Here is a 13,494-nt window from a genome sequence, read left to right as displayed (position 1 = left end):
GCATAAAACTATAAATATGGTCACTACTGACAATGAGGTTTTCCCTAACCACAACTCAACACTAAACTAAAAAAATGCTGTAAACCTTAAACTAAATCAATAAATGCTCAAAAATCTCGATAAATATTGGCGTTCGATCAGCGCTACCTAAACTTTTTTTAACGCGTACATTATAGACAAACTTTTATTTTTTATGCGGCTATGTGCATATTTGGCGAAAGTTTATTTTCTTAACCGACAACGATGAAACCGATCGGGAGCACAACCCTGTCTTCAAACGGCGAATGAATCGTGACTTTATTGATGACATCAATAAAAGGCATTAAAAACTGGCTTCATTTTTGCTAAAGATTTGCAAAGACGATTTTTTGGCTAATCATTGCCGCTCAGTTTAGGAAGAAGACATGAAACAGCTTACAACACTGCCGCTAGTGGCAATTATTTCCGGATTAATGGTCGGCTGCGGAGGCGGCGGTGGTGGCGGTGGCGGTGGTGGTCCAGCTCCCGCACCGAAATACACGTGGCAAGTTGTCCACTTATATGCTGAAAATAAGAGTAATGTGAAAGCTGGTTGTGTTATTTACGATGAGTTGGCAGGCAGTACCGATAAGGTAATCACGGCAAAAGTGGCAAATGCTGGATTTAAAGTTCTGTTTCACAATGCTGATGGTACTGTTATTTCCGATCAAACCATTGACAATATTCCCTCTAACGGAAAGGTAACGATTGATTCAGCAAAAGTGCCAAATGAAGGTTATGTCTCACTTGAAGAGTTGGATGGGACCATAGGTGGAACTCAAGACGTTTATATGTTTGCTGTTCAAAAAGAATTTTTGCAGAGCATGATCGTCAATGTAAGGCAGTTGCAGAGTTCTTCGAATGCGTGTTTATTGGGCGAACAGAACAATAAACAAAATCGTTCTGACAATGCTGTAATTACGGTTGCGCAGAACAGCAGTGCCACTAAGTTCTATCAAAGTAGTTATGTGGATGCTCAAGTTGATGGTCATTCGGTTGCGTCAAACATTCCGGTTGCTGCTCCGTTAAATACGACTAAAAAGGTTTTGATTACTGCCTTCGATTCGCTTTCTTCCGGTCAGTATGGCGACTTAAATTATTTTGTGTTGGCAGATGGTTCGGCTATTTATGATGTAAATAACCCTCCAGCGAGTGCTCCTACGATTTTTATGAATCCGGTTAGTCGTAACGATGTTAATCTCACTGTGAATGGTATTACGCTTAACAACAATAGTGCTGTAGAGGTTGGTTTACATAATGAGATATACCAATGGCAGCCAATCTACAATTCAACGAATTCGCTTTCTTACACAAACTCAAACCTTAGTGCGAGTGGATGGACTGCTGAGCTAGGCGGGACAACCACGTCAGGCAATTGGAATTATTCTTCGTTGCACTCATACGATGGTTCTGACTTGAATATTTACGCGCCATTCGTAAGCAATTTCGATTCATCTATGGTTTTGGCAAACTGCTCTTTGGGCAAAATTTGTTTAAATGCAGTAGGTTTTAATACAGATGATTTTGACATCCAACGTACTCACATACGCTCTTCGACGAACAATGGTAATCGTAACTTCTATCAAAGTATCTTTGCTAAACCTAATAGCAACCAAGTGTTCATGGAAAGTTCAGAAGAAGTGCTAGTGCCAAATAATAGTGTGGACAGGTTAGAGGTAAGTGCTGCTGCTCTAGATTCACTCAAAAGTGACTCTATCATGTACTTTTTAAATAACAGCTTTGATATTCAGAGTGTAGTTACTGCATCAGTTTCTGACTTTTCGGATGTAAATGGTTTAGTTTCAACTGCCAGCGACGTGAAAAAGCGTAAATTGCGCCTCCTAAAAGAAAATGTAGTCATTATCGAGAATGGCAAAAACTAGTTGTTAATTATTTGTTTGTTAAGCCCCTCAACTGAGGGGCTTTTTGTGTTTAATATTCAACATTTAAAGACTTATTGGCTATAAGTTGCATATTGTTCCATATTTTTTGTATGTATAGTCGTGTTTGCAAGGTTGATAATTTGTTGCAACTCAGTAAGGGTGATGATAGCTTATTTTAACGAAAGGAGGGCGGAGTCCCTTATTGCAGTGACTAGAACACAGGGAGTAAGGCGCAATGAATGATGTACCAGCGCTAGATATAAAAGACCTGCACAAAACATTTGGACCGAATGAAGTCCTCAAAGGCATCTCACTTGCCGCTCACAAAGGCGATGTTATTTCTATCATTGGCTCTTCCGGGTCCGGCAAGAGTACCTTCCTAAGATGTATTAACCTTCTCGAAACCCCAACTGCCGGAGAAATTTGGGTAAAGGGCGAGCTTATCCAGATGAAAGATAACCGAGCAGGGGAGCCTATCCCAGTCGACGAAAAACAAGTCCAACGTATTCGATCACGCTTGGCCATGGTGTTTCAGGGCTTTAACCTTTGGTCACATTTAACGGTACTAGAAAATGTGATTGAAGCACCAGTACATGTTCTCGGTGTACCTAAGATGCAAGCTATCGAAAACGCAGAGTTAATCTTGAAAAAAGTAGGGTTGTACGAGCGAAAAGACTATTACCCAGGACACCTGTCTGGTGGTCAGCAGCAACGCGCGGCCATCGCTCGTGCTCTTGCTGTTGATCCCGAAGTGATGCTGTTCGATGAACCTACCTCCGCACTCGATCCTGAGCTGGTTGGAGAGGTGTTGGGTGTGATGCGAGATTTGGCAGATGAAGGTCGGACCATGCTCGTTGTTACCCATGAAATGGCCTTTGCACGTGACGTATCTAACCATGTGATGTTTTTACATCAAGGTTTAGTGGAAGAACAGGGAGATCCAGCTAAGCTATTTACAAACCCAGATTCGGAGCGGTTACAGCAATTTATCTCGTCTATCTACTAAAATTTTTCAGGCGGCAGTTTTTTGCCTCCCATTGAGCACAATAATTAAAATCAAACAAAACAATCACAGGAGTATGGAAATGAAAAAGTGGTTATTTGCAGCAACGCTTGCTGCCGCAGTTGTGTCTGGTGCCGTACAGGCGAAGGAGTGGAGTACCGTACGATTTGGCATCGAGGGAGCTTACCCGCCGTTTAGCCAGACTGAACCCGATGGTTCTTTGACAGGTTTTGACGTGGACATGGCGAATGCACTTTGCGCAGAGATGAAAGTGGAATGTGAGATCGTTGCGCAAGATTGGGACGGCATCATCCCCTCTTTACTTGCTCGAAAATACGATGCGATTATCGCGGCAATGTCGATCACTGAAGAGCGTAAGAAGAGAGTTGATTTCACAGGGAAATACGCACTGATTCCAAATAAATACATTGCAAAAAAAGGTGCGAACTTAGACTTTAATAACCTTGACGGTCAAAAAATCGCTGTTCAGCGTGCGACCACTCACGATAAGTTCCTGACAGACAACTACGGCGACAAAGTTGAAATCGTACGTTACGGCTCATTTGATGAAGCTTACTTAGATCTTGCAAGCGGTCGTGTTGCGGCAGTACTGGGCGACGCATCGGCGCTTGAAGCGGGCGTATTGAATAAAGAGGGTGGTGACGCATACGAATTTGTTGGCCCTTCTCTAACGGATCCAAAATGGTTCGGTGAGGGTTTTGGTATTGCGGTTCGTAAGCAAGATAAAGACTTAACTAAGAAGCTAGATGCTGCCATCTTGTCATTGCGTGAGAAAGGTGTTTACCAAGAAATTGCAGGTAAGTACTTTAACTATGATGTTTACGGTGATTAAGCTGCCGCTGAGCGACCGTTGGCTTGTTCCTAGAAGTCGTCGACGGTCGGTCTTTTGAGTTTAGGGATTAGGAACTTACCTATGCTGGACCTACAAGGATATGAAGCCTCAATTTTAAAAGGGGCTCTGGTAACGATAGAGGTTGCCGTACTTTCTTTACTTTTAGCCGTGGTTCTTGGAATGCTTGGTGCACTGGCAAAACTGGCGCCTTACAAGTGGGCGAGAGCCATCGCAACACTATACACCACCATCATTCGCGGTATTCCAGACCTCGTTCTAATGATGCTGATTTTCTTCGGTGGTCAGATCTTATTAAACAATAGTCTTTATTCGATCAATGAAACGCTCAACGAGTGGTTCATTGCCAGTGACCCGAGCCATGAGTGGACCTCTTACTTACCCGATTACATTGACGTCAGCCCTTTTATTGCTGGTGTGCTGACGATTGGGTTTATCTTTGGCGCTTACATGGCCGAGACATTCCGTGGTGCGATCATGGCCGTGGACAAGGGGGAACTGGAGGCCGCAAAAGCTTATGGTATGAGTCCATTAATGTCGTTTCGTAGAATCCTATTACCTCAAATGATTCGACATGCCTTACCCGGCTTTGGTAACAACTGGTTGGTGCTACTGAAAACGACGGCTTTAGTGTCAATTATTGGTTTGGAAGATATGGTGCGAGTGAGTTCGTTGGCGGCCGGTACGACCAAAATGCCTTTCACTTTCTATATGGCCGTCGCGATCATCTTCTTGTTTTTCACCAGTATTTCGACAGGCTTGCTCAAGCTCGTCGAACGCAAATTCAGTATTCACGCGAGGTAACCATGGACTTCTCATTGATTGTTGAAAGTTTGCCAATCTACCTTGATGGCCTGTGGACAACGGTATGGCTGGTTGCTATAGCGTTGGTCATCGGTCTAGTGATATCGATTCCTCTCGCAATAGCACGTAATAGTGAGAACTACGTATTGAGCCTGCCATCATGGGCATTTATCTACTTTTTTCGTGGAACCCCTTTGCTCGTTCAGCTTTATCTTATCTACTACGGTATGGACCAATTCTTTCCGGTAAAAGACACACTGTGGGAGAACGCTTGGTTCTGCGCGCTGGTGGCTTTCGTATTGAACACATCTGCCTACACAGCCGAAATTATTCGTGGTGCAATCAATGGACTACCTAGTGGTGAAGTGGAGGCAGCGAAAGCGTACGGTATGAGCAAGTTTATGACTTATCGCCGCATTATTTTGCCAAGTGCGCTGCGTCGCGCATTACCAGCTTACTCCAACGAAGTCATTTTTATGCTTCATGGTAGCGCGGTCGCCGGTATCATCACCATCATGGATTTGACAGGGGCAGCTCGTTTAGTCAACGCTCGATATTACGCACCATTCGAGTCATTTTTAGCGGCTGGGCTGTTTTATATGGCATTGACCTTCATTATTTTATGGTGCTTTAAAATGGCAGAGAAGCGCTTTTTAGCTTATCTAAAACCATTAAGCTAAACCGCCAGTCACTTTACTGCGACCAAAAAGAAAGAGCGCGAATTGGCGCTCTTTCTTTTTGGTATTTGGGAGAGGTGTTCGGCTATTTAAACGTCGACCAAATCGGTGCGTGGTCAGAAGGCTTTTCAATACCGCGAAGTTCGTAGTCGATATCGGACTCAATACATTTCTTCGCTAGCGATGGGGTGGCTAGAATTACGTCGATACGCAGGCCGCGGTTGTCATCGAAGCCACGAGACCGGTAATCAAACCATGAGAAACGGTCGTCCACTTCTGGGTGTAGGTTGCGGAAAGTATCCTCGAAACCCCAGCTTAGCAACGTTTGCAACCATTCGCGTTCCTCTGGTTGGAAAGAACATTTCCCTGTCTTCAACCAACGCTTGCGGTTTGGTTCACCGATACCTATGTCCGCGTCGATTGAGCTGATATTAATGTCTCCCATAACGATAAGTTGTTCATCGTTAGAGTGATAGTCAGTCAAATAGGTCATTAAATCTTTGTAGAACTGGCGCTTGTATGGGTATTTGGTTTCATGAGCAATATTGTCACCTTGAGGGAAGTAACCATTTAGAACCGTTACCTTCTCGCCGTTCTCATCTTCAAATGTCGCCATTATCATGCGTTTTTGGTGTTCTTCATTATCGGTTGGGAACCCTTTTTGCACGCTGACAGGTTCTTGTTTACACAGCATTGCCACACCGTAGTGGGCCTTTTGGCCGTGAAAGTAAACCTTATACCCCATTGCTTCGACATCTTTGATAGGGAATGCTTCATCGTGAACTTTGATTTCTTGAAGGCCAATTACGTCCGGTTGGTGCTTGTCGATAAGCGCCTGAAGTTGATGCAGACGTGCTCGAAGTCCATTGATGTTAAAGCTGATTACTTTCATTTTCTATCCTTCTCAAGGGGCGTGTTTGCGTAAGATGTTACCATTGCAATTGGAAGGTGCAAATGGTTCTCATGCAAGGGTGAGAAGTCGTGAGATGTTGTCATATTGTCAGTAGCAGGCAAAGAGTGAGAAATGGGTACCTGGTAAAAAGTAGTAGACAGTGAACAATGAGTAGGTTGCAAGACATCAGCATACATCAAGAAAGGATCCAACAGCGATTTACTACTCTGTCTTAAGCTTATTCTCCAAATCATTTTGTACGATCTTTACTGCTCTGAGTGCTATCTCTGGCTCAATCTCATTGCTTTCGAGTAAATAAATTAAATCAACAGCGAGTTTGATCTCTGGTGGTGCGTTATCAAGAGGAGATTTTGGCTGTTCTGACATTATTGATTCTTTTCCCTATGAGTTATTTGGTTTTCTAATTTAAGCAAAGCGGCCTCACAACGTTCCAGCCTTTTCTCTGTTGCTATTAAGACCTTTTGCGCTTCTGCTCTAGCAAAACTGGGGGCCACTTCAACAGCATGTTGTTTCTCCAACACCATTTCACGCAAACGTCGAGCCCACTCTTGATGCTGTGCTAACTCTTGGTATAACAAATTGATGGGTTTTCTGAAGTGGCTGCGGTGCTTGATTTCACCTTTACGAATCTTGGTGGTGGATATTTCACGCTGAATCGCCGTGATTTGTGCCACCAAACGTTCCGTCAAGTATTCAGCTCGAAGCGCGGTCAGCTTGCCTTCATCTTGCTCTCTTATGATGGTATCAAGTGTGGTATTTGCTTCTTTGACACAGGGGGTGAGCAAGCGAGACCGACAATGAAACAACCGCTCATCAAAAAGGTAAACATGATGTTCGCCGCGCTGCCTGTCAAGCACCGCAGCTTGGTTAGACATCTGTGTTAGGTTTTCAGAAAGTTGTTTAATGTTCATGTTAATCCCACAAACCAAGCGTCGTAAGCAAGTTTTATCGCTAACACACTTACCACGGTAACAAACACCGGACGAATAAATTTAGAGCCAAACCGAATTGCTGAATGCGCACCAACGAAAGCGCCAGCCATTAAGCAGAGCCCCATGGTTAAGCCAAGTAACCAGTTGATATGACCTAATACCGCAAAAGTAATAAGAGAGGTAAAGTTACTGGTAAAGTTCATTGCCTTTGCAAGACCGGAAGCCAGTAGGATGTTCATTCGATAAAGTGCCATCGAGCTTACCGTCCAAAAAGCGCCAGTGCCAGGCCCTGCTAGGCCATCATAAAAGCCGATGGTAAATCCTTGGGCATACTGCTTTCTATTTAGCATAGGACAAGGTTCAGGTGTTGGGCTCTGATTTGTTGACTGAGGTGTTTTATGGAAAACGGTGTACATTGCTGCCGCAAGAATAATAAGAGGCAGTGCCTTTTCTAACCATTCTGTGCTAATGGCATCAACCAAGAGTGTTCCTAACGTTGCACCAATAAGGGTAGAGATAAAGGCTCGACCCCAGCACTGAGGTTTGAACAGGCGTTTCTTGTAGTAGGTGAATGCAGCAGTCGAAGAAGCAAAAGACGCGGCTAGTTTGTTGGTACCCAGAGCGACATGTGGCGGCAGACCCAATGAGAGCAACGCGGGTACAGTAAGCATACCGCCACCGCCGGCAACAGCATCTATAAATCCAGCAACAAAAGCGACGAGCGCCAACACCAACAGCATGGTTGGCTCAATCATTTCCATAAAAAATTATTCTTCTAATATTCGATCTTGCGTTTAAACGGAGGAAGCGAGTCAATTAAAGCTTGTCCATAGCGTTTTGTGACTAAGCGTCTGTCAAGGATAGTTACTCTACCAGAATCACGTTCTTTGCGCAGTAAACGACCGACACTTTGGATCAGCTTTTTGCTTGCCTCCGGAACGGTGATCTGCATAAACGGATTTCCACCTTTCTTCTCTATATATTCTGAATGCGCTTGCTCTACTGGAGAAGTCGGTACGCCAAATGGAATTTTAGTGATAATAAGGTTTTCTAGCTGCTCACCAGGTAAATCAAGACCTTCGGAGAAGCTACCCGTACCAAATAGAATGCTAGTTTTGTGCTGTTCAATAAGCTTTTTATGTTTTTTTAGAATTTCCGAACGTGAACTCTCACCCTGCACTTGCAGAGCCCAGCCTCGCTTTATGAAGTCTGAACTCAACGCATCCGCCACTTTGTTCATTTGCCAATAAGAGGAGAATAAAACCAAGTTGGCTTTTTTGTCTTCTAAATACTTAGGCAAAACTTCAATAAGATATTCGGTAAATTGAGGCGCTTGTGGCTCATACTTCATTGCTGGAATCAAAAGCTCGGCTTGGTTCTGATAGTCGAACGGAGAGGCCAGTGCTAAAAACTGAGTGCCCGATTCAGGTTTCGCATCGATACCAACTTGATGGCAGAAATAGCTGAACGAGTTTAGCGCTCGCATTGTGGCAGAGAGTAGGACAGCACCAATACAACGGCTCCAAATTTTCTGTTCGAGTTGCCAGCCAATTTCCAGCGGGGAGACATTAACTATGTAATCGCCCTCTTGGTCTGGGTGTTTCTCCAGCCAGCGAGCTAATGGTGCACCTTTGTCACGGGTTGGCTCTGCCATCAGGTTCCACACTTGTGCAAGGTTTTCCAAGCGCTGAATGTAAAAACCTAATTCAGCGAGTGCGGGTTCGGCCAGCCTTGATGAGAGTTCACCATCTTTAACTCGTTCGGATATAAGATCAGCGATCTTTGCGACACTTTGGTTGGCCTTTTTACTCAGTTGCTTGAGGTCTTTAGATTGGTTTTCTAACCACTCGGGTAGCTCGCCATGTTCAAAGCGATAAATATTCTCTTCAAACTGCGCAGGGTCAAACTGTTTGGCTAGTTGGTTCAATGCAGGAATAAGCTCTTGCACTGATTGTTGCAAATCATTACGAAAACGTGCGACACGTTTTTCATCTGCCATTGATGAAAATTTGCTGGTGGATTGATTGAGCTTTTCTAACCAAGCTGCAGCACCTTTTAAACTTGCAGACGCCGAAGCATGGTCACGAGCGACGTGAGGGAGGTGGTGAGCTTCGTCAAATACATAAATGGTATTTTCAGGCTCTGGAAGAATCACGCCACCGCCCAAGTCTGCATCAGCCATGACTAAAGAATGGTTTGCTATGATGACGTCATTCTTGTCTAACTCAGCTCGAGCTTTCTGGAACGGGCAGTTGCGGTGAGCGGGCAAACTGTTGTTGCAACTGTGCTTGTCACTCACTATCAGCTGCCATAGACGATCATCAATTGGCTTCGGCCAAGAATCACGGTCACCATCCCATTTGCCTTGAGCGAGAGAGCGATACATGGTCTCCAAAAGCTCGATGTCATTCTTCTTTGGCTTAGTTTCAAACATGGCAAGTTGACCACCATCCACACCACTGGCTGTGGCAAGTTTTTCTGCGCAGCAGTAGCGTTGACGCCCTTTCGCAAGAATAAAAGAAAACTCTTGATCTGTAATTCTTCGAAAAAGAGGAAGGTCTTTATTCACTAACTGCTCTTGCAATGCCACGGTTGCGGTTGAAATGACCACCTTGCGATTATTGTGCACCGCTACTGGGATCGCGGCCATTAAATAAGAGAGAGATTTACCGATGCCAGTACCTGCCTCGGCGACTAGCATACGATTTGATTTGTGGTACTGCCCGCATAGCGTTTTTGCGATTTCTGCGACAAGGTAGTTTTGAGCTCTTCTCGGAACAAAGTTATCCAGTTGGGCTTGTAAATTCTGATAACTGGTTCGAATCGATTTTTGGATGTTACTAGTAAGCATACGGGCCTCAAGTACGTTGGTAGCGCATAATAGCACATATCCCTGCCTCGACAGTAGTTGACAAAATGGAATGCTTTTGTACGGAATGTAGATCTTGTTCACAAAAAAATGTTGAACTCAAACTGAGTGAAAATAAATTCGCAGCTTGAAAAATATAAACCTTCAAAAAAGCCCAATTGGTAGTGGAAAGTTCTTTATAGTAGTGGGGTTCTTTCAATTGTATAGTGTTTTATATTTGTTGTTTATGGATTGCTAAATTAATGAAAACGAAGCTGATTGTTTATAACCTTGTCGAATGTTTTAAATGCAACACTGTAAGTTGTTGTTTTTAAATGGTTTGTGTTTTTTGATGTTGTTTTTTAGAAAATTTGACAGTCAGAATAATCTTTTGCACTCTAGTGCCCAGATTTTGCAGGTAATACGTTGTTATAAATTGATAACAGCCAACCTCAAAAATATAAAAAAGGGAATCGGAAAGGATATCCCAATCTAAGAAAAGGCAGTGGATTAATTATGAAAAAGACTCTAGTAGCTCTAGCAGTAGCAGGTATCTCTTCGTCTGCACTAGCAGCAGGCAACATCTACGATAACGGTACAACATCTTTCAATGTTAAAGGTGAAATTGATACTTACGTAAGTACTGTAGAAGTCAAAGAAAACGGCGCAACTACAACTAAACGTGATGTAGACGTTGACCTTTGGGCTAAGATTCAAATCGACTCTGAGCACAAACTAAACGAAGACGTAACGCTTTTCGGCTCATTTGAGCTAGAAAACGGTGAGTTCTTCGACAAAGATAGTAACGCTGACCACGCTCGCGTTCGCACTGATGATCTTTACTTCGGCGCTAACTTTGGTGAAAACTGGGGTGTGGCTGTCGGTGAAATCGGCGACTTCGGTGATTCTCTAGACGCAATCACTATCGACAACACTAACGAAGGGCTTGGCTACGTTGATGATTTCGTAAAATCAAAAGAAAGTGACGGCCATGCTGTTTCGGTTAAAGGCAGCTTTGACAAGCTAACTGTTATCGCTGACGCATACTTGAACCAAGACGAGAATATTGACACTGCATTTGGTCTATCTGCACAATACGCAATCAATGATATGTTTACGGTTGGTGCTTCTTACCAAGATCAAGAGAACCGTGACGTTGCTGGTACTGATTACCAAGTAATGGGTGCGGCTGTTCGTTTCAACATGGACAACTTCTCTGCGGCAGTTAACTACGTTGCTGAAGAGCTAAACAAAGCTGACCAAGATACATGGTCTGCAGTTGCAGCTTACCAAATGAATGAAGCACGCGTTTACACTTCATTCGGTTTCACTGATTACGAAGGTAACCACGACCAATCTTACTACACGTTTGGTGCTGACTACGCTCTAACTGGTAACGTTCTATCTTTCATCGAGTACACTGCAAGCGAAGAAGACAACAAAGCTGTTTCTTCTAAAACTGAAGGTGACTTAGTTGTTGCTGGTGTTTACTACACGTTCTAATTACAGAACTTAAGTAGATATTGTAAAGGTCGCAGTCATTGCGGCCTTTTTTGCATTCAAGTGCCTCGGCTTCTTGCTAGCGAGTAAGCACAGAGAGGGTGAGCATTAGGCTAGAAACTTGAATGCGCTTACCAATTATTGATAGTGAATTATTTAAGTAATGATTGGCTTTTTATCAATGAGTGCTTCACTGTGATGAATGGTAAGCGAGATTTAACGTTTTTGATGTCATTAATTGAATTTTAAGGTTACTAGGAATATGAAACTAAAAGCTTTGATGTTGTCATTTGTGCTAGGGCTGTTTGGTACAACCGCAAATGCAGACACAACCAATAAAACAGATGCATCAGCGATCCTCAGCACCGCTCAAAGTGTTCAGGTGCTGTTTGTCAATGGTATTAGTGCGGATGATTTGAGTGAGCCGTTTGGTCTGGTTGATGGTTTGAATCAAGTGGTCGTTAAAGTAAACAAAGCGATTGGGCGTGGTGATAAACGTACTCAAGTTTACTCAGCACCGTACATCATCGGTTTCCGTTCTAGTGCGGGCGAGCTTTATATTGATGCGCCATCTTTTAGAGAAAAACGTCAGGCAGACAAGCTGTTTGAGCAAGATAAAATGGACTGGAAAGTAAGTTTCAACGATAAGTCTATTGATTACTCGCAATATAAAATGCCAGGCAAGAAAGGAGCGTTCCCATACTCCAATCTTGATGAGCAATTAGCGCAATACAATCAAGCGAATGGTATTTTCTTTGCGGGCGGAAAAAACGTTGACTTGCCTGAACTGCAGGCAAACACTGCTATGTCTACCAACAAAAGTACACCAAGAGTGACGTCACCAGTAACCAAGGCTAAGATTGCTTACCTAGAAATGACAGACGAAGAACGTCAGGCATTCATGACTTGGGTCAAGCAACAATAAGCAGGGTTGATAAGGGTCAAAATAAAAAAAGCAGGCGTTGACCTGCTTTTTTTATTTCTTTTTAATTGGGCTCTTTGTGGGATTCGAGCTCAGAGGTTTATCTCTCGCCATTCGCCTGGTTTTAAGTTATCTAAAACAATACTGCCCATAGAATAGCGAACTAAACGCAGTGTCGGGAAACCTATGTGCGCAGTCATGCGTCTTACTTGGCGGTTTCGACCCTCTATAATAGTGATTGCTAGCCAAGTTGTCGGGATATTTGCTCGAAATCTAACGGGTGGGTTTCTTTCCCAAATCTCAGGTTCAGGCATGACTTCAACGATTGCTGGTAAGGTTATGCCATCTTTCAACTCAACACCTTTACGCAGTTTTTCTAAGTCTTCTTCAGTTGGAGCGCCGTCCACTTGTACCCAATACGTCTTGGGTGACTTTGATTGTGGTTGAGTCAATTTAGCCTGCAAAATGCCGTCGTTGGTCAGCACCATCAACCCTTCGCTGTCTCTGTCTAGTCGACCTGCGGCATAAACATCTTTTACTGGAATATAGTCAGCAAGCGTTTTTCGACCATCGCCATCAGTAAACTGGCTCAATGTGTCATAAGGCTTGTTAAAGATGACCACTTTACGGTCTTTTGGAGCGATACGTGGCTTCGCAGGCTTTGAAGAACGAGTTGGCCTACCAGGTCGATTTGTCGCTTGTCCATTTGTGTGGCTTGGCTTGCCAGAGCGTTTAAAATGGCTTGGTTTGGATTTGGGATTATGGCGACTCTTTTCATGACCTGTGCGAGATGACATGTTAACTACCTTGCAAAAATGTAAATAAACTGTGTTTGAAAGTTTTATGTTTTCTTTATATCGGCTATCATTTGCGCGCCTAAAACTAGCAAAAGCGCACAGAATAATAGACTATTTCGTGTTATTTGTTTAATGATATAGCCAAGTTGCTTTTAGTAAGGTGTTTTTGTAAAGAACTTAATGAAAGCAAACTTGGCACAAACCACTCATGGATAGAAAGCCACAGAGCTTCAAACTATAAGAAAGAGTGTAAACCGCATCTCGCGTTGGTATGGAGGAATGCACTACTAACGTTAAGCAATGCGTAAATTCAACCAACTCAGTTG

The 13,494-nt window shown here is 43.5% G+C and carries 13 protein-coding genes; 7 read left to right on the top strand and 6 right to left on the bottom strand.

What is annotated here, in order from left to right; all coding sequences use genetic code 11:
• The first annotated feature begins 404 nt into the window (after positions 1-404).
• The 5 genes from AND4_RS09620 (at position 405) to AND4_RS09600 (ending at position 5,259) form a co-directional block, all read left to right on the top strand.
• Positions 405-1,901: a hypothetical protein gene (locus tag AND4_RS09620; protein WP_009842775.1), complete on the top strand. Its 1,497-nt coding sequence runs from the start codon at positions 405-407 to the stop codon at positions 1,899-1,901.
• 235 nt (positions 1,902-2,136) lie between these two features.
• Positions 2,137-2,907: an ABC transporter ATP-binding protein gene (locus AND4_RS09615; protein ID WP_009842774.1), complete on the top strand. Its 771-nt coding sequence runs from the start codon at positions 2,137-2,139 to the stop codon at positions 2,905-2,907.
• A 79-nt stretch (positions 2,908-2,986) separates the two neighbouring features.
• Positions 2,987-3,757, top strand: coding sequence for an ABC transporter substrate-binding protein (locus AND4_RS09610; RefSeq protein WP_009842773.1), 771 nt, complete (start codon positions 2,987-2,989; stop codon positions 3,755-3,757).
• 81 nt (positions 3,758-3,838) lie between these two features.
• Positions 3,839-4,579: an ABC transporter permease gene (locus AND4_RS09605; RefSeq protein WP_009842772.1), complete on the top strand. Its 741-nt coding sequence runs from the start codon at positions 3,839-3,841 to the stop codon at positions 4,577-4,579.
• A gap of 2 nt (positions 4,580-4,581) precedes the next feature.
• Positions 4,582-5,259, top strand: a complete 678-nt coding sequence (locus tag AND4_RS09600; RefSeq protein WP_009842771.1) for an ABC transporter permease — start codon at positions 4,582-4,584, stop codon at positions 5,257-5,259.
• 82 nt (positions 5,260-5,341) lie between these two features.
• Here AND4_RS09600 and xthA read toward each other — a convergent pair whose 3' ends face one another.
• From xthA to dinG, 5 genes are all read right to left on the bottom strand, one after another.
• The gene (xthA, locus tag AND4_RS09595) at positions 5,342-6,148 is read right to left on the bottom strand and encodes an exodeoxyribonuclease III (protein ID WP_009842770.1); all 807 of its coding nucleotides are present in this window, start codon (positions 6,146-6,148) and stop codon (positions 5,342-5,344) included.
• Positions 6,149-6,370: 222 nt separating this feature from the next.
• Positions 6,371-6,535 (bottom strand): pleiotropic regulatory protein RsmS, encoded by a 165-nt coding sequence (gene rsmS, locus AND4_RS09590; RefSeq protein WP_009842769.1) that lies wholly within the window; start codon positions 6,533-6,535, stop codon positions 6,371-6,373.
• Complete coding sequence (locus tag AND4_RS09585; protein WP_009842768.1) at positions 6,535-7,080, bottom strand: primosomal replication protein; 546 nt, start codon at positions 7,078-7,080, stop codon at positions 6,535-6,537. The genes rsmS and AND4_RS09585 overlap by 1 nt, the downstream gene beginning before the upstream one ends.
• Complete coding sequence (locus AND4_RS09580) at positions 7,077-7,862, bottom strand: TSUP family transporter (RefSeq protein ID WP_009842767.1); 786 nt, start codon at positions 7,860-7,862, stop codon at positions 7,077-7,079. Before AND4_RS09580 ends, AND4_RS09585 begins: the two co-directional genes overlap by 4 nt.
• A gap of 14 nt (positions 7,863-7,876) precedes the next feature.
• Positions 7,877-9,952 (bottom strand): ATP-dependent DNA helicase DinG, encoded by a 2,076-nt coding sequence (dinG, locus tag AND4_RS09575; RefSeq protein WP_009842766.1) that lies wholly within the window; start codon positions 9,950-9,952, stop codon positions 7,877-7,879.
• A 513-nt stretch (positions 9,953-10,465) separates the two neighbouring features.
• Between dinG and AND4_RS09570 the strand changes: the two genes are divergently transcribed.
• Together AND4_RS09570 and AND4_RS09565 are read left to right on the top strand one after the other, a co-directional pair.
• Complete coding sequence (locus AND4_RS09570; RefSeq protein WP_009842765.1) at positions 10,466-11,452, top strand: porin; 987 nt, start codon at positions 10,466-10,468, stop codon at positions 11,450-11,452.
• 259 nt (positions 11,453-11,711) lie between these two features.
• Positions 11,712-12,374 (top strand): DUF2057 family protein, encoded by a 663-nt coding sequence (locus AND4_RS09565; protein WP_009842764.1) that lies wholly within the window; start codon positions 11,712-11,714, stop codon positions 12,372-12,374.
• Between the two features lie 89 nt (positions 12,375-12,463).
• Here the strand turns inward: AND4_RS09565 and AND4_RS09560 are convergent, their stop codons facing one another.
• Positions 12,464-13,168, bottom strand: coding sequence for a pseudouridine synthase (locus AND4_RS09560; protein ID WP_009842763.1), 705 nt, complete (start codon positions 13,166-13,168; stop codon positions 12,464-12,466).
• Positions 13,169-13,494: the final 326 nt, after the last annotated feature.

The sequence above is a fragment of the Vibrio sp. AND4 genome (assembly GCF_000171815.1).
GTDB lineage: Bacteria > Pseudomonadota > Gammaproteobacteria > Enterobacterales > Vibrionaceae > Vibrio.
The sequence above is the reverse complement of the archived record's forward strand: the minus strand, read 5'-3'. Positions and strand labels throughout refer to the sequence as shown.